The sequence below is a fragment of the Rufibacter sp. XAAS-G3-1 genome (genome assembly GCF_013623775.1).
Lineage (GTDB): Bacteria > Bacteroidota > Bacteroidia > Cytophagales > Hymenobacteraceae > Nibribacter.
The window spans coordinates 328,186-345,884 of the sequence record NZ_JABFAM010000005.1; the positions used below are offsets into that span (position 1 = coordinate 328,186).

The window sequence follows — 17,699 nt, forward strand, 5'->3', positions numbered from 1 at the left end:
TGTCATGAAAATAGCAATAGTTGGTAAACCTGTGAAAGAGGAAGTGATTCCTTTTGTGCACCGGCTATTTGACATTTTGGCTCGGCAGGGGGTTCAGGTGACCGTGGCAGACCACTTCGTGGAGGCGTTCGCCCCACTTGCCAATATTCCTGCCCACGCAGAAGTATTTACCAGGGAAACCAGTCTGAAAGACGTCAATTATGTGCTGAGTTTAGGGGGAGACGGTACTCTTTTAGATGCAGTGACCTACGTGGGTGCCTTGCAGATCCCCATCATGGGTATTAACATGGGAAGACTGGGGTTTCTGGCCTCTGTGCCGTATGCCCAATTAGACATGGCCATTGACTCTTTGCTTAAAGGACACTTTACTTTAGAAGACCGGTCGCTCATCCATCTGGACAGTGACCAGGAAGTATTTGATGGCATTAACTTTGGGCTGAATGAGTTCACCATCGTGAAGCGGGATACCTCTTCCATGATTGCGGTGCATACCTACATAGACGGCGAATATCTCAACTCTTACTGGGCAGATGGTTTAATAGTGGCAACCCCTACCGGTTCTACGGGGTACTCCCTTTCCTGCGGTGGGCCCGTGATGATGCCGCAGACAAACAATTTTGTGATCTCTCCCGTATGCCCTCATAACTTAAACGTACGCCCTCTAGTGGTCTCAGATAAGAGTGTTATTTCCTTTGAGATTGAAGGCCGAAGCACCAGGTATCTCGTGTCTTTGGATTCCAGATCCAGGCCTGTAGATGCCTCTATCCAGTTGGCGGTCAGGCGTGAAGATTTCAACGCCAGATTGGTGAAATTGAACCAGGTGAATTTCCTGACCACCCTTAGAACCAAAATGCACTGGGGGCTTGATCAGCGAAATGGTTAAATAAAAACAAAAAATTATAAAATCCTATTACCTGCTTGTGGTAATAAAAAAAAGTATAATTTTGTCCGTTGCAGAAGAATGTTCTGCACAGTAAATGGAAGTTCAGTAAGTAATAGTTGATGGCATGAAAAAAATTTTCTCTACTTTTTTAATTTTGTTTGTTCTCTTTATGGCGGCTGCTCCTGAGGCAGAAGCACAGCGTTTCAATAGGAGAAATCTTTACAACAGCGTGGGGATCAGTTTGAATGCCATGAATTACTTTGGCGATGTAACCCCAGAATCTGACTTTACCAGCTTACGCCTGAACTCTACCCGCCCAAGTGTGTCAGTACACTTCACCCGTAAATTCACGCCCAGGATTTCTGGTAGAGCCGCTTTGTCCTGGGGAAGAATCACCGGTGATGACAGCAAAAGCGCTGACTTCTCTGAGCCAGAAAACGAGCCTAGATTCAAGCGTAACCTTAGTTTCAGAAATGACATCAAGGAACTAAGCGTACATGGTATCATTGATTTGTTTGAGAACCGCAGAACATACCTTCGTCGCCCAGACTTTACTCCGTATGCCTTTGTTGGTCTAGCGGTGCTACACCACAACCCCAAAGCGTACTATGACGGCGATAATGCCGCGCTGCCGGCCGGTTGGTATGAATTACAGCCTTTGGGAACTGAAGGGCAGTACGCAAATGGAGGTGGCTATCCAGAGCCTTATAAGAAGGTTCAGTTTGCGATCCCTTTCGGTTTTGGGGTGAAGTACAAGCTTGCCAGAACCTGGGATGTAGGATTTGAGATTACCTGGCGTAAAACTTTTACTGACTACTTAGATGATGTAAGTACTACTTACGCAGATAAAAATGATCTGAGTCAGGCCGCCGCCATCCTGTCTGACAGAAGCGCTGAGAATTCAAGAGCAAGTCAGTACCCCATTATCACTGAGAACGGGTACAGCAGAATAGAAGGATTTGGCGCTAAAGGAAACCAAAGAGGAGACGCCTCAGATGATGACTGGTACATTACCACTGGGTTTTCTTTAAATTATATCCTGGCTCCAGCAAGAAGAGGACCGAAATTCCGTTAACTCGGTAACACCTTTTGATTTGAAGTAAATGAGCCTAAAAACAGTACGCACACTCCTTATTTGCGCCTTGGTACAAATAGGGAGTGTTTTTTTTGTAGTACCTGCTATCGCGCAACAGCAAACGGGGCAACCCAGAACAACCAGTGAGCTAGGGGTTGGTATTGGCGGAGTCGTGTACAAAGGGGAAGTGGCGCCCAGGTACCGGTTGCAGAGTAACAGGCCTGCCCTCAATATTTTCTATAAAAAAGATATCTCTAGCTCTTTGGCCTGGAAAGCAAGCGTACTTATTGGGCGAATCAAGGCCGAAGATGAAGCTTATACAGATAACCCGTCCTTTCTGGCCAGAGAGCTGCCTTTGTCTATGTATAGGCAAGCTACGGTTACCACCAGCCTTCTGGAGCTGAGTGGCGGCATTGACTATAACTTCATGGACTACTATGATTTCAGACGCAATATCCGCTGGACGCCTTATTTTACGGTAAGTTTGGCCGGGTTGGTGTACAATAACAAAACAACGGCATATAGGAACGGCGTAGAAGACCCTAGTCTTATCTATCCATCTGGCAGCGGGAAAGACGCAGCCTATAGAACAGGATTTGCTTTTGCCGTTCCCGTTGGTGCCGGCGTAAAGTACGCCCTCTCTGAGCATTGGAACTTAGGCTTTGAAGCAGGCGTGCGGGTGCTCTTCACAGATGATTTCGACAACCTCACCGATCAGAATGAACAGGTCATGAACCCCCACAGCAGAGACCTGTATTTTTACAATGGGGTTAGCATTTCCTATACTTTCTATAAGATACACTGCCCCATTAAGTAAATGGGATAACGGTAGCGGAGAATCAAATGTGTATAATGTGCTAAGCTTTTCCTAAATTGCATTGAAATTTCTTTTTAATGAGCCTGAAGGAAAAGATAGACATAGGCAATTTGCCCCAACACATTGCCGTTATCATGGACGGGAATGGCAGGTGGGCAAAGAAAAAGGGCAACCTTAGGATTTTTGGCCACCAAAACGCCATTACGGCCGTGCGCGAAACCGTAGAGGCGGCGGCAGAATTGGGGGTGCGCTACTTAACCCTTTACGCTTTCTCAACAGAAAACTGGTCAAGGCCTAAGTATGAAGTAGAAGCCTTGATGCAGTTGCTGGTCAGCACCATCCGGAAGGAAACGGAGACCCTGAACAAAAACAATATCCGGTTGCAATCTATTGGTGATGTGGCGGCGCTGCCCCAGGCCTGCAGAAAGCAACTGGAGGAAGCAATTCAGCTCACCAGCCAGAATACCCGCATGACACTGGTCTTGGCGTTGAGTTATAGCGGCCGTTGGGAATTGGTGAACGCCATGCAAAAGCTTGCGGCGCAGGTAAAAGCAGGTGAGCTGGCGCCAGAAGAGATCAATGAGGCTACAGTGCAGAGTTGCTTGAATACGGCTGGCATGCCTGACCCAGAGCTCTTAATCAGAACCAGTGGGGAGCAACGCATCAGTAACTTCTTGCTTTGGCAGTTAGCGTACACAGAATTGTACATCACAGATTTACTGTGGCCTGATTTCAGGAAAGAACATCTTTATGAAGCCATACTTGCTTTTCAGCAACGAGAACGTCGTTTTGGAAAGACAAGCGAACAATTACAAAAAGCACATTCTTAATGAGTAAGTACTTTTGGCTGTTATGCCTCTTGGTAATGTCTGGTGTAACTGCCACCGCGCAGATCAGACTAGGTGTGGGAAGCAGCAGCAATGCGGCCACATCCATTGATTACGCAAATCCCCGTAAATATAAGATTGGCGGTATCACGGTAAGTGGTGCTAAGTTCCTAGATCCTACTACGTTGATTTCCCTTACCGGGTTGAGAATTGGTGATGAAATTGATGTTCCGGGTGACGCCATCAGCAGGGCCATTCAAAAACTTTGGGATCAAGGTATTTTGGGCGGGGTAGATGTGCGTGCCACCAAGATTGAGGACGATACTATTTATCTTGACTTCTTTCTAACGGAGCGCCCGCGCCTGTCCAGGTTTGACTTCGTTGGAACCTCGAAGGCCCAGTCAGAGGATTTGCAGAAGTCCATTGCCTTGAACAAAGGGAGGGTAGTGACAGATGCGCTTTTAAACTCCACCCGCACCACCGTTCAGAAGTTCTTCCAGGACAAAGGCTATCTCAATGCCCAGGTGGTTATCAGGCAAACGCCAGACTCTGTCATTTCTAACAGCGTAGCGCTTGAAATTAGAGTAGACAAAGGGGAAAAGGTTCGTATTGGCGAACTGGACATTGAGAGAGCCAATCCTGCAACCGGAAAAGCGGAAGGTACTGGTATTGGTGGTTTCTTCTCTGGCCTGTGGAGCAGTGAGGACGATGAAGTCTTTAGTGAGACCAAACTCAAACGCCAGCTGAAGAAGACGAAGGAAAAGAAATTCTATAAAGTCTTCACGGGCGCTAAATTCAACAAAGCGGAGTACGAAGAAGATAAAAAGCTTCTTATTGATTTTTACAACGCTGAAGGTTTCCGTGATGCAGCCATCCTCTCTGATTCTATTTATAAAATCAGTGATGACCGCATAGGCATCAAGATTGTAGTGGACGAAGGGCGCAGATATTACTACCGCAACATTACCTGGAGCGGTAACTACCTGTATGACGATGCCATGCTGGCCAGAGTACTGGGCCTGAACAAAGGAGATGTCTACAACAGAGAAGAACTGGACAAACGTCTGAACTATAACCCCAACGGAAATGACGTGACCTCCCTGTATATGGATGACGGTTACCTGTTTTTCCAGATTGAGCCCGTTGAAGTGGCCGTAGAAGGGGATTCCATTGACATTGAGATGCGCTTAAGCGAGGGAACCCAGGCCACAGTGAACTCAATCACTGTTACCGGAAATACCAAAACCAGTGACCACGTGATTCTACGGGAGTTACGCACCTTACCAGGGCAAAATTTCAGTAGATCGGCTTTGATCCGTTCGCAGCGGGAGCTTTCCAACCTGGGGTACTTTGACCCAGAGAAAATTGGAATGGAGCCCATCCCTAATCCAGAAAACGGGACGGTAGACATTCGGTACACGGTAGAGGAACGGCCTAATGACCAGATTACCTTGTCTGGTGGTTGGGGTGGTGGCCTTGGCGCGGTAGGAACGGTAGGTTTGGTGTTGAATAACTTCTCTCTGCGCAAAGCCGCCGATTGGAAAGAATGGCGACCTGTTCCTTCCGGAGATGGGCAACGGTTAGCCCTTAACATTCAGGCCAACGGTAAAAGATACCAATCTTATTCCTTATCGTTTACGGAGCCATGGCTGGGCGGACGCAGGCCTAACTCCTTGACAGTGAGTTTGAGCAAATCCATCCAGAGATTCAACCAGCTAGACGAGTTTGGCCAATCTGAAGATGCGTTCATTGACATTACCGGAGCAAGCGTAAACCTGGGCAGAAGACTGCGGTGGCCAGATGACTATTTTACCTTAAGTAATTCTATTTCTTACTTCAGGTATAATATGAGCAATGGCTCTACCATCTTCCAGGGCTATGCAGAGGCAGACCAGATTAGAGATGCGAACAACATCTCCTTTATTACCTCCTTTGCCCGTTCCAGCATTGACAACCCAACCTACACCCGGTCTGGTTCTTCCATTGGCCTGAACGTGACCTTTACGCCGCCTTACTCTTTGTTTAAGAGCACGGTCAATAATTTCCAGTGGATTGAATTCCATAAATGGATGTTTGATGCATCTTGGTTCCACTCTTTAAGTGGCGACGGTAAGCTGGTTTTGAATACCCGTGCCCACTTCGGTTTCATTGGAACATACGGTTCCAACGGAGTAATCGGGCCCTTTGAACGATTCAAGTTGGGTGGTTCTGGCTTAGGAGGAGGTTCCTTCATTGTGGCTACAGATTATGTGGGCTTAAGAGGCTACGAAGACGAAAGTATCTCGCCAAATGCGGCGGGTGGTATCGCCTTCAATAAATATGTGGCAGAATTGCGCTACCCGGTTTCTTTGAACCCAGCGGCTACTGTTTATGTGCTTGGTTTTGCTGAGGCAGGTAATAACTTTGGAAGCTACCGTGAATACGATCCATTCAAACTATATCGTTCTGTAGGGGTAGGAGCCAGGGTATTTATGGCCGCCTTCGGTTTGCTGGGCTTTGACTATGGATGGGGGCTTGACACCGTGCCCGGGCGCCCTGGTGCGAGTGGAGGTCAGTTCCACTTTATCATTGGTCAACAAATCAGATAATTGGAACAGAATTTGTTAAGATAGGTGTAATGAAGAAGTTGGGGTGCTTTTTGTTTGTAGGCTTGTTCTTTCTGTTTGGGCAGGATGTGGGTGCGCAGCGCTTTGGCTATATAGATTCTGGTTTTATCTTGCAGAAAATGCCTGCCTATGCCACAGCGCAGGCCGAGGTAGAAAAACTGTCGCAGACCTGGCAAAAGGAAATTGAGGGCATGCGGGCGGAACTTGAAAAGCTTCAAAAGAGTTATCAGGCTGAAGAGATCTTGTTAACGCCCGACATGAAAGTGAAGCGGCAGGAAGAACTAACCCGCAAAGATGCCGAAATACGGGAGTACCAGCGGAAGATGTTTGGGTTTGAGGGCTCTTTGTTTAAAAGACGGCAAGAACTGGTTAGACCCGTACAGGATCAATTATTTGAAGCGGTTGAGAAGATCGTTCGGCAACGTGGCTTGAACTTCATGTTTGACAAGTCTGGAGATGTGGTGATGTTATATACTGATCCCCGGCATGATTACACAGAATTTGTATTGGAAGAGTTAGGCCTTGCCTCCAAGGAACAGAATACGGCAGGTGCCCGCCCCGCAGATGCTTTGGTAGATGATCCCGCCGATGTGCCGCCACTCCCTGCAGGGGCGGTGACGCCACAAAACCCGACGACTAAAAAAGCAGAACCAATCCGTAAAACAACCCCGGTTAAAAAGAAAAACAATTAAACAACTAAGTAACTTACAATGAACAAACTGAAATCTCTGTTAGTAGCCTCCTTTTTACTAGTGAGTGTGGCTTCTTTTGCACAGACAGGAACCGTGAAAGTTGGTTATACCAACGCCAATTACATCATCAGCCAATTGCCTGAGAGCCGCCAGATTGAATCTGATCTGAAAGCCCATAGCAGCCAATTGGAGAAAGAGCTTCAGAATAAGTACAAAACGTACCAGGAAAAAGTAGAGGTGTACAAAAAAGGTGCCCCTACCATGACGGATGTGGTGAGAGCAGATAGAGAAAAAGAGTTGACGACGTTGCAAGCCTCTATTGAAGAGTTTCAGCGTAACGCTGATGCCTCTCTGCAGAAAAAAGAGCAAGCCGCGTTAGAGCCTGTCATGAACAAAATCCAGAAGTCAATTGACAAAGTGGCCAAAGAGAACGGATACACCCACATCTTTACCGCTGAAGCTTTGTTATACGGCCCCGAAGATGGAAACAGCTTCACTGACCTGGTCTTGAAAGACCTGGGCGTAACACCGGCTCCTAAAGGTGCCGCCGCTGCTTCAGCCGCTACCCCAGGTGCCTCAACTTCTCCTAAGCCAGCTGTCCAAAATTCAGCTCCGGTTAAGAAGAAAAAATAAGGTTTAAGACCTCTTTAAGTAAAGAGCCGGTGACGATTATCGTTACCGGCTCTTTATTTTTGTGCTAAATTTTGAAAAATAGGCTTAAAACAGATGCAATTACCAGGCGGCATAGAAGACGAGTATGAAGAATTGGCGAATGCTGATTCTGATGAGTTATATGAGCATCACCGCATTCAGGTGGATAAGGGACAGGCACTATTGCGGATTGACAAATTCCTGATGGATCGCCTGCCTAACGTGACCCGTAACAAACTCCAGGATGCCATCAAAGCCGAATCTGTACGCATCAATGGAAACCCCACCAAGGCTAGCTATAAAGTAAAGCCGTTGGATGTGATTACGGTTACCCTCGCTACGCCTCCCAGAGACACCGATGTTGTTCCTGAAAACATTCCTTTAAACATTGTATTTGAAGATGAGGAGTTGATGATCATCAATAAACCTCCCAGTATGGTGGTGCATCCAGCGTATAACAACTGGTCTGGTACGTTGGTCAACGGATTAGTGTATTACCTGCAGAATTTGCCTACTGCCAGAAACGGAGAAATACGCCCAGGCTTGGTGCACCGGATTGACAAAGACACGTCTGGGCTGTTGGTGATTGCTAAGTCTGAGTTGGCCATGGCCTTTCTGGCCAGGCAGTTTTTTGACCATTCTATTGAACGAACGTACTATGCCTTGGTATGGGGAGTACCGGCCCAGACAAAGGGAACCATTGTAGGACACATAGGGCGTAGCGCAAAAGATAGGAAAGTAATGGCGGTTTACCCAGATGGGGAATTCGGGAAGCCCGCCGTTACCCATTATGAGGTACTGGAAAGCTTTACGTACTGTAGTTTGATCAAGTGCAACTTGGAGACCGGGCGTACCCACCAGATTAGAGCGCATATGAAGTACCTGGGGCACCCGCTGTTCAATGATGCTACCTACGGTGGTGATAGAATCTTGAAAGGCCAACAGACAGGCTCCTACAAGGCTTTCGTCCAAAATACATTTGAGGTCTTGCCCAGACAGGCCTTGCATGCCAAGTCACTGGGTTTTATTCATCCTACTACGCACCAGTTCGTTTTCTTTGAATCTGACCTCCCCGTTGATTTTGTGGCTGCTTTGGAGAAATGGCGTCAATACGGGCAGGTTCTTCAGAATAGAATCAATTCTTAATAAAGAGGTTTAAAACTCAGCAGGACAGGGGTTATACCCTTCTTGGTTCATTTCTGTGTTTGGAACTGGCTTTTTTGGAGCGATTGGGAGGTGCACGCCTTTCTGAGTTCCCTTGGCTTGTCCGCTTTTTGCGTTGATTATTAGCATGTGCACGCCGTTTGCTGTCCCCTTGGCTTAGCTGCTTTTTGCGTGAGTGCAAGTGCTGTTCCATCTCTGCCGATATGCGCTCACGGCCGCGAGGCCCCGTCTTTCCCTCTCGCACTGCCCTTTCGGCCTGGGAAGTTCTCTTCTCTTAGTAGCTGTCTGTCCAGGGCCAAAAGCGAGGCGCTCTCGGGGAAGACTGGAACTGGGGAAAGTAGTAAAGGCCATTGCAGCAAGGGCAGTTATTGGTTGTACAAGTTATATTGTCCTTATTTTCCTGTAAAGCCGTATTCCCCTCCTCAGAGGAGTAGGGGTGGGTTCTGTTTCTCTCCGCAATACCGCGACCTCGTAGCGTCTACCAAGTCTGTGAGTGGCTCTGCCAACTCCGTTTCAAGCCTGTTTTCTCTAAATCTCCTTTAGAACACGCTACCCCCTTACGCTAGCAGATACTCTCCCTTTGAAGGGGGCGAAGGGGGATGTTTACGCCTGCTGGTTCACGTATTGCTGGTACGAACGCAATAACTCCCACTCCAAAGACCTTGTAGCGTCTTTAGACCTGCGAGTGTCTGCGCCAGCTCCGTTTCTACCGCACCCAAACCACAATCTGAAGGGCAGAACAGAAGTCCCCTCCTAAGGTAGGAAGGGCTGGGGGTGGTGGTAACCACAAAGCAAAAGAGCTACCAATCTGGGCTGCTGAAAGGAGAAGGTTCTAGGGGACTTCAAGCTACTTCCTCTTGATTGCTTATTCACTCATAGCCTCTAAATAATACCAGCATCACCTGGCTTTAGCGCTTTAGCCTCTTCTCCGGTATCTATAACTGCTGTCACACAAGCCTGCTCATGGTTCCCGGCGAGTCTGGAGACTCGCTTCATCCTTTGTCACAAGAAGGGAGTCTCGCGCCAGTTTACTTTCTAAACCTGTGGGGTCTTGGAGACCTCACAGGTTTCCGTCCAGTTTCCGCAAAATACCCCAAAAACGCATCAGCGGGGTTCCTCCTCTCTACTGGAAAGGGGCTAAGGATGAGGTTATCTTCTGCGGGAGGTCAGCAACTTATAATGATGCGCAGTATGACTTTGATATTTTGATTTCTATGGAGCTTTTATCTATTCAATTCGTTTTTGCACTATTTTTCCAAAAGTGTGCCAAAACTGAGTAGCAAGGAAGTTCTTTCATTTGATGGTTGTACAAGTGTTCATGTGCACTGCTGTTTTGGGCCTGGTTCTGCAAAAACAGACGTTAAACAGTTTCATTTTGCTGAGATTTGGCTCGTGCAATTTATGGCTTTGCTGTTTTCTGCTTTTGAGTTTTCTTCTGTACTGTGAGCTTACACCTCTGAGCAGGATAAGGAGGGGAATTTTTCCTTCAATCCGCTTTCCAAAAAAATCCATGGTTCAAGTTTCCTATTTGAAGCTATATGACTGAAGTTTGAAACTTCGGTAAAGCCGCAGCCTCAACATGTCTTTTCTGAAGTATAAGATGCAGCACAGAGCCAATTGTTCTGTGCGAACGGGGCATTTCTGCTTTTACCAAAAAAATTACGGCTCAAAACTTAGCTTCTAACGGATTCATAGGCTATAGAATATACTTGTGTAAAAAGTAGCCCCAGATTCATAGGATAACCAAAAGTAAGCAGATGATGCTGTTATGAAGGCATAAAAAAAGCGCCTCTTAATCTAAGAGGCGCTTTTTTGTGTTCTTGAAGGAAGATTACTTCATAGCTTTAAGGCCATTCAATCCATTTGTGGCATCAGCGTTGGCTGGGTCTAAGGTTTTTACCTCTTGCCAGTATTTAGTAGCGTTGGCTTTATCCTTTTTGGTATAGTAGTAATAGCCAAGGTAGTTGTTTGCCGTGATTAAGTCTCTCTTGTACTTCTCTTTATCACCTGCGGTAAGCTTGATAAACTCTTCGTAGTGAGGTTTGGCCAAGCCTTCCTTGGTTTCAGGGTCTAAGTTAGAGTTCACACGGGCTCTCCAGAAGTGACCATACGCATACGTAGGGTTGCTTTTGGTGATGATCGTGTACACGCTGTCTGCTGTCTTATAGTCGTCGTTCAACTCATGGGTGTACCCATAGTAGAACAAGTCTGTATTATTGGGAGGTGAAACGGCGAACTTCGCTTTATAGGCCTCAATGGCTTTAGGGTAGTCTTTAAGGCTCAGGTATTGTTTCGCCAACAGATCATTGTAAAGCGGATTCTTGGGGTCAACTTTTTTGGCCTGCTCAATAACCGCAATGGCTTCCTGGGGCTTCTTGTTCTCTACCAGCGTATTGGCATAGTACTCATAGTCTGACGGGATTCGTTTAGACTCATCATACTTATTGAAGTACGCCGTGATGGCTTCTAATGCTTTGTCATACTGTTTGGTGTCATAGTAAGTGTATGCCAACAAACGGTTCATGGCAATGTTGTTAGGATCGCTCTTCAGAACAGATTGGATCTCTGTCATGGCATTGGCGTAATCCTTTGTCAGGTAGAGGATAGAGGCGTACTTAGCACGGGTCTCAGGCGTGTTTTCGGCCATAGATACGTACTTCTTGATGTACTCAGAACTTTTCTCATACTGTTCTGCGCGGTAATACAGTTCTGCTAACTCAAGGTAGGTGGGAGCGTAGTTGGGGTCTGCTGCCAACGCGGCATCCAACGCTTCTTTTGCTTGGGTAAAGTTGCGGGACTGTACATAAAGTTGCCCTTTACGCAAGTGCGCTTTCGCAAATTTGCTGTCTGCGGCAAGGGCTTTGTCATAGTTCGCCATCGCCTTACCACCGTCTACCGTCTTGTTGTGCAGGTAAGCATCACCAAGTAGAACAAACGCGTTCGCATTCTTGGTATCTTTGCTGGTAGCTTCCTCTAAAACCTTAATAGCAGGTGTTAAATCTTTTACGCCTGAGGTAACATAGGCTTCCCCAATCATGATCTTGATATTGTTGTCCTTGTTTTTAGTCAGGGACAATGCTTTGTCAAAAAGCTGTTGTGCTTCGGCTACTTTGTTTTGCTCAAGAGCTGCTTTGCCTTGCTTTACCAAGCTGGCGGCAGCATTGTCTTGTACAGCGTAGGAAGCGAATGCTACTTGCGCCTGGGTGGACTGTATAACAGATTGTGTCAGTTCAATCTCACCAGAACGCAGCTCATTGTTATGTGCTGAGGCTCCAGCGGCGGTAAAGAAAGCGGCCGCTAAAACCCCATACGTCTTCCAGTTCTTAGTCATTTGTTTTGGTTGTTAGTGTAAGTGAAACTCTGTTTGTAATTATTCTCTGAACCCTACTACCCTTACTGGCATAGAAGCTGGCACTAAGCCAGACTTTAGGATGATCCTTTGGCCTTTATCACCGGTAATGAAAGATGCAAAACCTGTGCCAAGTCCGGTTCGGGCCTCTTTGCTTACTATAAAAACCTCTCTGCGTAGTGGATAAGTTCCTTGTGCTAAATAACCTTGATAAGGTTGTACAAAATCATCTTCAGAAGTGGGGTTCTCTTTGCTGCTGATGCCCACCACATTTACTTTGTTGAGAAAACTAATGGCGGTGCTGTCATGCCGGTCGCTGATCCAGTTCACGCCTATTACTCCAATGGCGTTTCTATTTTGGGCTACGTAGTCAACCAAGTTTGAGTTTGACGTAGAGGCATACGTATTGGGCGGCAAGGGTTTCTTCTGGTTAATAGAATCAATAATGAACCGGGCGGTGCTGGAATTACTATTATCAAACACAATAGTGATCTTGCCATCCTGGGCAGTGGGGTCTAGCTGGCGCCAGGTTGTGGTGGCACCTGTAAAGATACTCCTAACCTGTTGTAAGGTGAGGGTGGTATCTGTGTTTTCCTTGTTTAAGATGAGGGCTATGCCGTCTATGGCAATCTTGTTGATCCTGGGGGTTATTTTGATTTTATCAAATTCAGCCTTCTCCTGGTCATTCAGTTCCCGTGCCATTATGGCGAAGCGAACGGTATCATTTAAAAGATCATGCACTACCTGTACTTCAGGTTTATACACAGCATGTACTTTGGCATATTTGTATAACCCCTGAAAGGTCTGGATCTGGGCATCAATGATGGGCGCAAAGGATTCATCTACGCTTATTTTGATGCTTCCGCTGGTTGGGGTATCTGCCGTTTTGCCGCCAGACTGACCGCAAGAAGCCGTAGTCAAGGCCACACCCGCAGTACATAGAAAAGCTAAAAGATTAATCTTCTTCATTTCGTCTGGTTTTTTTGAAATACTGTTGGTACGCCCTCACAAATCTAATCAAACCATAGAAAAGGAGTAGTCCGCCAAAGATATACTTATATTCCTGGGGGAAAGGTATCTGTTTGGGAGTAGAAAGAAGAACGTATAGGCCGAAGCCAAAGTATAAAAGCACCATGAGCAGCGACACATATTTCATGATGTTGACATAAGTGTTTCGCTGGGGTGGGCGCTGTGGCCTTCTAGAGTAAGTCATGGGTCTGCTTCTGGTTTGTCTTCAAGCATAGTACGTGAATGATAGGCGGCAGGGTAAAAAAGAACTCCGAAGACAAACCATTCTGAAAGGAATGTCTGTCTCCGGAGCTTTTCATTGTAAAGAGCCAGTGCAGTGGTTACTTAATCACGATGCGGTAAGGAACTGTATATTTTACAGATACTTTACGGCCGTTCTGCTCTCCAGGGTTCCATTTAGGCATCCCCTTGATGACACGTACCGCTTCCTCATCAAGACCATAACCAAGGCCTTTCAGAACTTCAATATTGGTGATTTCCCCGGTTGGGCCTACTACGAAAGAGAGTACCACGTTACCTTCGGCACCAGCACGTTGCGCGGCTGATGGAATACGGAACTTCTCACTCATGTATTTCATCATAGCCCCCATTCCGCCCGGGAACTCAGGCATTTTCTCTACCGCAATGTACACTTTATCTTCAAAGACTTCCTGAACCGGGCCGGTTGGGCCGGTGCCGTTCTCAATGCCTTCAAGCGTGGGTGGTGCCGTAGGGTCACCTTTTACGGTCTCAGTACCAGCGTCAGTTCTTGAAAGTTCTTTCACGTCAGGAATCTCTTCCTTCGTTACTTCCTCATCTTTCTTTACTACCGGAGGCGTGAATTTAACGGTTGACCGTACGGGTGGCGGTGGCGGTGGTGCATCTGGTGGTGGGGGTGGCGGTGGCACTATCTTCTCAACGGAAGGGGGTGCTGCTAAGTCCACTACTTTTACTACCGGAGCTACTGAAACCTCCTCTTCGCCTTTGAACATAGACTGAATCAAAGGAATACTCAAGAAGAGTACAAAGAGAATGATGGAGATGACAATTGCCCGGTTTACGTGCTTCGTGTATAATTTACGAAGCATGTACGCTCCATACTCTTTGTTACGGCCTTCAAAGACCATGTCATCAAGAGAGGCGGTTGCTAAACGTTGATTATCCATTATTGCGCTCCTCCTTTTTCTGCGTTTCTAAGTAGCGTGGCATCTGCGTTGTCTAACTCCACAATGGCGTACTTTTGAGTACTGGTGATAGCCATCTCGTCTAAGATATCTACCAGATTCTTATAAGAGGAAGTCTCATCGGCCTTTATTAGTACTACCAGGTTAGGGTTAGCGCGTGTAGCTTCCAGTACCGTTTTTCTGATACCGTTGGCAGACCAGTTGCTTTCCTCTACCGTAGGAATTGCGCCAACGTTTGGCTGGTGCAAGCCACGGTAATAGAAGATTCTGTTGTCTGCGCCAAGTAAAACGGTAAAGGCATTAGATGCTTTCAGCTCATTTTGCTCAACTTCATTTTTTGGCTTCACAGGCATGTTGATTTCCATGATCTGTGGTTTAGCCAACGTGGTGGTCATTACGAAGAAGGTAAGCAACAGGAAGCCTAAGTCCACCATGGGCGTCATGTCCACCTTGGTAGAGCCTTTCTTGGCCCGCTTTTTACCGCCTTCGTCTCCGCCGGACTGTTGTATTTCTGCCATGTCGTTTCCCTTACGTTATTTAATAACAGGTTTAACTTCCATATCGGTTACAAGATTGAAACGGTTCACGTTTTTGTCTTGTAAGATCTCAATTACACGACCAGCTACCGGGTAGCCTGCTGTTTGGTCTCCTTTGATGGCTACAATAGACTGGGGGTTAGAGTAGCGGGCCAATTGTACCCAGTCGCCTAACTCATTTCTGGCAGAATCAATAGGAATACCTGGCTGGTTCACCTTTTTCTGATCTTCGGGTTTCAGAGCCAGATAGGATTTAAGTTGAGAGATGGGAACTCCAAAGGAAGCCAGTGACGCGAAAACGTCTTTCTCTGGCTGGGTGAAGCCTACTCCGTATTTCTCACTTATCTTATCTATCAGTCTCAGTTTAGTGGCTTTGTCATCTACTCCAAAGAAAACCCGCTCATCATTACCAATACTAATGGTGATAACGTTGGCATCTGGGGCCTTGATTTCTGTGGTGGCAGAAGGCGTGTCCACTACCAGCACTTCCTCTGGCGCGAACTTCGAAATAAGCATGAAGAACGTTACCAGAAGGAATGCCAAGTCCACCATGGGCGTCATGTCCAGGGATGGAGAGGTTCTATGTGGTTTTACCTTAGGCATTTTTTTCCTTCTATGTTAGAAGTTCAATTAAATTGTTCTGTTGTTCTCAGTGTGCTGAGCGGCATACGTCTGGATGATGCTGTAAGAAGCCTCATCAATGCTGTAGGTCAACTCATCAATCTTGCTGGTAAAGTAGTTGTACGCAATAATAGCGATAGCAGAACCGGTAATACCAAGGGCTGTGTTGATTAAGGCCTCAGAGATACCGTTTGCCAGCTGGGTAGCATCTGGTGCACCACTTGCCGTTGCAAGGGCCGCGAACGCTTTAATCATACCCAATACCGTTCCAATCAAACCTACCAGGGTAGATACAGAAGCGATAGTAGAGATGATGACCAGGTTTTTCTCCAAAACAGGCAATTCAAGGGCAGTTGCTTCTTCAATTTCCTTCTGGATAGCCAAAATACGCTGATCTTTGGTCATGCCGTGCTCATTGTGCATTTCCTGGTACTTTAACAGACCGGCTTTTACCACGTTACCTACTGAGCCTTTTTGCTGGTCGCAGATAGCGATGGCACCATTGATGTCATTCGCGTTCATTTTCTGACGTACGCTTCTCACAAAGTGCTCCAGGCCTTTGCCGCCCTTCGCTTTGCTGATGGTCAAGAAACGCTCAATTGAGAAAGCGACTACCAGAATGTTAATGGCGATCAAGATGGGTACAATGAAACCTCCCTTGTACACCTGGCCTAGCATGTTGCCTGGCAGAGGGTGGTTGGCGTTGTCACCGCCCTCAAAGTTGGCTGGGTTACCAAGAATAAACAGATAAATAAGAACAGCAGCAATAATGGCTACCGGAATTACAATACTTGCGAACATTGAGCCTGCTTTGCCTTCATTCTGTTGTGCTGGTTTTGCAGTTGCAGGTGCACTCTTTTTTTCCATTTTTCTAAAATTTAGGTTTAGTTGTTTGTGTTACTGTGTTAGTTGTTTGAGTTAGTTGTTAATAATGAATTGGTTGTTAAAAAGTTAAATGCTCTTTTGACATGAATAATTCCCTTAATATCATTAATTCAGTGAGAGAATGACTCTAGCTTGGGAGCAACCTAGATACAAGCCTAGGGATTTAATCGCAAAATATCAAATAATACCTTAAATTTTACTGAAAAAATCCAATCCATTTGCAGTATACTTAAGAATATTGATATTACTCCTTTAGCTTGTTTTGGTTTTAGCTTCGTTCCAATAGACATCCATTTGGGCCAAAGTCATCTCACTTAGTTTCTTCCCCTGGGCAGCAGCTGCCTGCTCCAGGTACTGGAAACGGTGAATAAACTTCTGGTTGGTTTTAGCCAGCGCCTCCTCTGGGTTGAGCTCCAGAAAACGGGCAAAGTTGATGAGTGAGAAGAAAACATCGCCCAACTCATCGGTTGCTTTGGCCTTGTCCTGGGGGCTTAAATGGGGTTTGTCAAACTCAGCCTTGAACTCAGCTATCTCTTCTTCCACCTTCTCCCAAACTTTGGAGGGTTCATCCCAATCAAATCCAACGCCGCGGGCCTTCTCTTGGATGCGCATAGCTTTCACCATGGACGGAAGTGATGAAGGAACGCCTGCCAAAACAGATTTATTGCCCTCCTTCAGCTTTAAACTCTCCCAGTTCTTTTTAACTTCTTCCTCTGTGTCGGCTTTGGTGTCTCCGTAAATGTGCGGATGCCGGAAAACCAGCTTGTCACATTGGGCATTCAAAACCTCCGCAAGATCAAATTCTCCTTGTTCAGCAGCAATCTTTGCGTAGAAAACCAGGTGCAGCAGTACGTCGCCCAGCTCTTTTTTGATTTCCGGCATGTCCTGGGTGAGAATGGCCTCAGAGAGCTCGTAGGTTTCCTCAATGGTGAGGTGCCGAAGGCTTTCCATGGTTTGTTTCCTGTCCCAGGGGCATTTTTCACGCAAATCATCTAAAATATCCAGCAGACGGTTAAAAGCAGCTAGCTGGGCCTGTCTGGAGTAAGCGGGTACTGCGGGGGTTTCCATATAACAAAGATAAACGTAATGTTAGGATTTCATGCGCTATGCGTACTTTCTTAATAAAACAGTAACACAACAAACCTTGAACTTTACCGGTGCAAGTATAGTGGCGGACTCGTTTTCAGAGCTTGTTTGGATTTCAGGTTTGCCGGCTCAACTAACCAGAGAAAGGTTCTGCGAAAGCGTTTTTTGAGCAGCGTAGCAACGCTACGGGGTGACGCAACCGCGAACGCAGGTTCTTTTTAGGATTGTTTGCAGCGCAAAGATGAAATGTAAACAAACTCTCAGGCAGATTTCAGAAAAACACACCTTAAACGGAGCACGTTCCTGCCCAGACCT

Annotated in this window: 15 protein-coding genes; 8 read left to right on the forward strand and 7 right to left on the reverse strand. The window is 46.6% G+C overall.

The features are described from left to right. Positions 1–4 precede the first annotated feature (4 nt). From HHO50_RS05725 to HHO50_RS05760, 8 genes are all read left to right on the forward strand, one after another. Complete coding sequence (locus HHO50_RS05725; protein ID WP_181305034.1) at positions 5–883, forward strand: NAD kinase; 879 nt, start codon at positions 5–7, stop codon at positions 881–883. Positions 884–1,007: 124 nt separating this feature from the next. After that, positions 1,008–1,958 (forward strand): DUF6089 family protein, encoded by a 951-nt coding sequence (locus tag HHO50_RS05730; RefSeq protein ID WP_181305035.1) that lies wholly within the window; start codon positions 1,008–1,010, stop codon positions 1,956–1,958. Positions 1,959–2,025: 67 nt separating this feature from the next. Then, the gene (locus tag HHO50_RS05735) at positions 2,026–2,775 is read left to right on the forward strand and encodes a DUF6089 family protein (protein WP_181305036.1); all 750 of its coding nucleotides are present in this window, start codon (positions 2,026–2,028) and stop codon (positions 2,773–2,775) included. Between the two features lie 83 nt (positions 2,776–2,858). Then, positions 2,859–3,605 (forward strand): isoprenyl transferase, encoded by a 747-nt coding sequence (locus HHO50_RS05740; protein ID WP_219921468.1) that lies wholly within the window; start codon positions 2,859–2,861, stop codon positions 3,603–3,605. Further along, positions 3,605–6,190 carry an outer membrane protein assembly factor gene (locus HHO50_RS05745; protein ID WP_181305038.1) on the forward strand — a complete coding sequence of 862 codons (2,586 nt, stop codon included), beginning with the start codon at positions 3,605–3,607 and terminating at the stop codon, positions 6,188–6,190. Before HHO50_RS05740 ends, HHO50_RS05745 begins: the two co-directional genes overlap by 1 nt. A gap of 29 nt (positions 6,191–6,219) precedes the next feature. Next, entirely contained in the window at positions 6,220–6,900 is a 681-nt protein-coding gene (locus tag HHO50_RS05750) for an OmpH family outer membrane protein (protein ID WP_181305039.1), read from the forward strand. Positions 6,901–6,918: 18 nt separating this feature from the next. After that, positions 6,919–7,533: an OmpH family outer membrane protein gene (locus HHO50_RS05755; protein WP_181305040.1), complete on the forward strand. Its 615-nt coding sequence runs from the start codon at positions 6,919–6,921 to the stop codon at positions 7,531–7,533. A 93-nt stretch (positions 7,534–7,626) separates the two neighbouring features. Next, positions 7,627–8,697 carry an RluA family pseudouridine synthase gene (locus HHO50_RS05760; protein WP_181305041.1) on the forward strand — a complete coding sequence of 357 codons (1,071 nt, stop codon included), beginning with the start codon at positions 7,627–7,629 and terminating at the stop codon, positions 8,695–8,697. 1,849 nt (positions 8,698–10,546) lie between these two features. On the opposite strand, the gene HHO50_RS05765 is transcribed toward HHO50_RS05760, so the two are convergent. From HHO50_RS05765 to mazG, 7 genes are all read right to left on the reverse strand, one after another. Then, positions 10,547–12,046, reverse strand: coding sequence for a lipopolysaccharide assembly protein LapB (locus HHO50_RS05765; protein WP_181305042.1), 1,500 nt, complete (start codon positions 12,044–12,046; stop codon positions 10,547–10,549). Positions 12,047–12,085: 39 nt separating this feature from the next. Next, positions 12,086–13,033: a PstS family phosphate ABC transporter substrate-binding protein gene (locus HHO50_RS05770; RefSeq protein WP_181305043.1), complete on the reverse strand. Its 948-nt coding sequence runs from the start codon at positions 13,031–13,033 to the stop codon at positions 12,086–12,088. 380 nt (positions 13,034–13,413) lie between these two features. After that, complete coding sequence (locus tag HHO50_RS05775) at positions 13,414–14,238, reverse strand: energy transducer TonB (RefSeq protein ID WP_181305044.1); 825 nt, start codon at positions 14,236–14,238, stop codon at positions 13,414–13,416. Next, on the reverse strand, positions 14,238–14,774 hold the full coding sequence (locus HHO50_RS05780; RefSeq protein ID WP_181305045.1) for a biopolymer transporter ExbD: 537 nt from the start codon (positions 14,772–14,774) through the stop codon (positions 14,238–14,240). Before HHO50_RS05780 ends, HHO50_RS05775 begins: the two co-directional genes overlap by 1 nt. 15 nt (positions 14,775–14,789) lie before the next feature. Then, complete coding sequence (locus tag HHO50_RS05785; protein WP_181305046.1) at positions 14,790–15,395, reverse strand: biopolymer transporter ExbD; 606 nt, start codon at positions 15,393–15,395, stop codon at positions 14,790–14,792. 27 nt (positions 15,396–15,422) lie between these two features. Beyond that, positions 15,423–16,280, reverse strand: a complete 858-nt coding sequence (locus tag HHO50_RS05790) for a MotA/TolQ/ExbB proton channel family protein (protein WP_181305047.1) — start codon at positions 16,278–16,280, stop codon at positions 15,423–15,425. 270 nt (positions 16,281–16,550) lie between these two features. Next, on the reverse strand, positions 16,551–17,366 hold the full coding sequence (gene mazG, locus HHO50_RS05795) for a nucleoside triphosphate pyrophosphohydrolase (RefSeq protein ID WP_181305048.1): 816 nt from the start codon (positions 17,364–17,366) through the stop codon (positions 16,551–16,553). Positions 17,367–17,699: the final 333 nt, after the last annotated feature.

What these genes read in the sequence shown, in the direction of transcription:
- HHO50_RS05725 (WP_181305034.1), top strand. Translation starts at nt 5, where the DNA reads ATGAAAATAGCAATAGTTGGTAAACCTGTGAAAGAGGAAGTGATTCCT.
- HHO50_RS05730 (WP_181305035.1), top strand. Translation starts at nt 1,008, where the DNA reads ATGAAAAAAATTTTCTCTACTTTTTTAATTTTGTTTGTTCTCTTTATG.
- HHO50_RS05745 (WP_181305038.1), top strand. Translation starts at nt 3,605, where the DNA reads ATGAGTAAGTACTTTTGGCTGTTATGCCTCTTGGTAATGTCTGGTGTA.
- HHO50_RS05750 (WP_181305039.1), top strand. Translation starts at nt 6,220, where the DNA reads ATGAAGAAGTTGGGGTGCTTTTTGTTTGTAGGCTTGTTCTTTCTGTTT.
- HHO50_RS05755 (WP_181305040.1), top strand. Translation starts at nt 6,919, where the DNA reads ATGAACAAACTGAAATCTCTGTTAGTAGCCTCCTTTTTACTAGTGAGT.
- HHO50_RS05760 (WP_181305041.1), top strand. Translation starts at nt 7,627, where the DNA reads ATGCAATTACCAGGCGGCATAGAAGACGAGTATGAAGAATTGGCGAAT.
- HHO50_RS05765 (WP_181305042.1), bottom strand. Translation starts at nt 12,046, where the DNA reads ATGACTAAGAACTGGAAGACGTATGGGGTTTTAGCGGCCGCTTTCTTT.
- HHO50_RS05770 (WP_181305043.1), bottom strand. Translation starts at nt 13,033, where the DNA reads ATGAAGAAGATTAATCTTTTAGCTTTTCTATGTACTGCGGGTGTGGCC.
- HHO50_RS05775 (WP_181305044.1), bottom strand. Translation starts at nt 14,238, where the DNA reads ATGGATAATCAACGTTTAGCAACCGCCTCTCTTGATGACATGGTCTTT.
- HHO50_RS05780 (WP_181305045.1), bottom strand. Translation starts at nt 14,774, where the DNA reads ATGGCAGAAATACAACAGTCCGGCGGAGACGAAGGCGGTAAAAAGCGG.
- HHO50_RS05785 (WP_181305046.1), bottom strand. Translation starts at nt 15,395, where the DNA reads ATGCCTAAGGTAAAACCACATAGAACCTCTCCATCCCTGGACATGACG.
- HHO50_RS05790 (WP_181305047.1), bottom strand. Translation starts at nt 16,280, where the DNA reads ATGGAAAAAAAGAGTGCACCTGCAACTGCAAAACCAGCACAACAGAAT.
- mazG (WP_181305048.1), bottom strand. Translation starts at nt 17,366, where the DNA reads ATGGAAACCCCCGCAGTACCCGCTTACTCCAGACAGGCCCAGCTAGCT.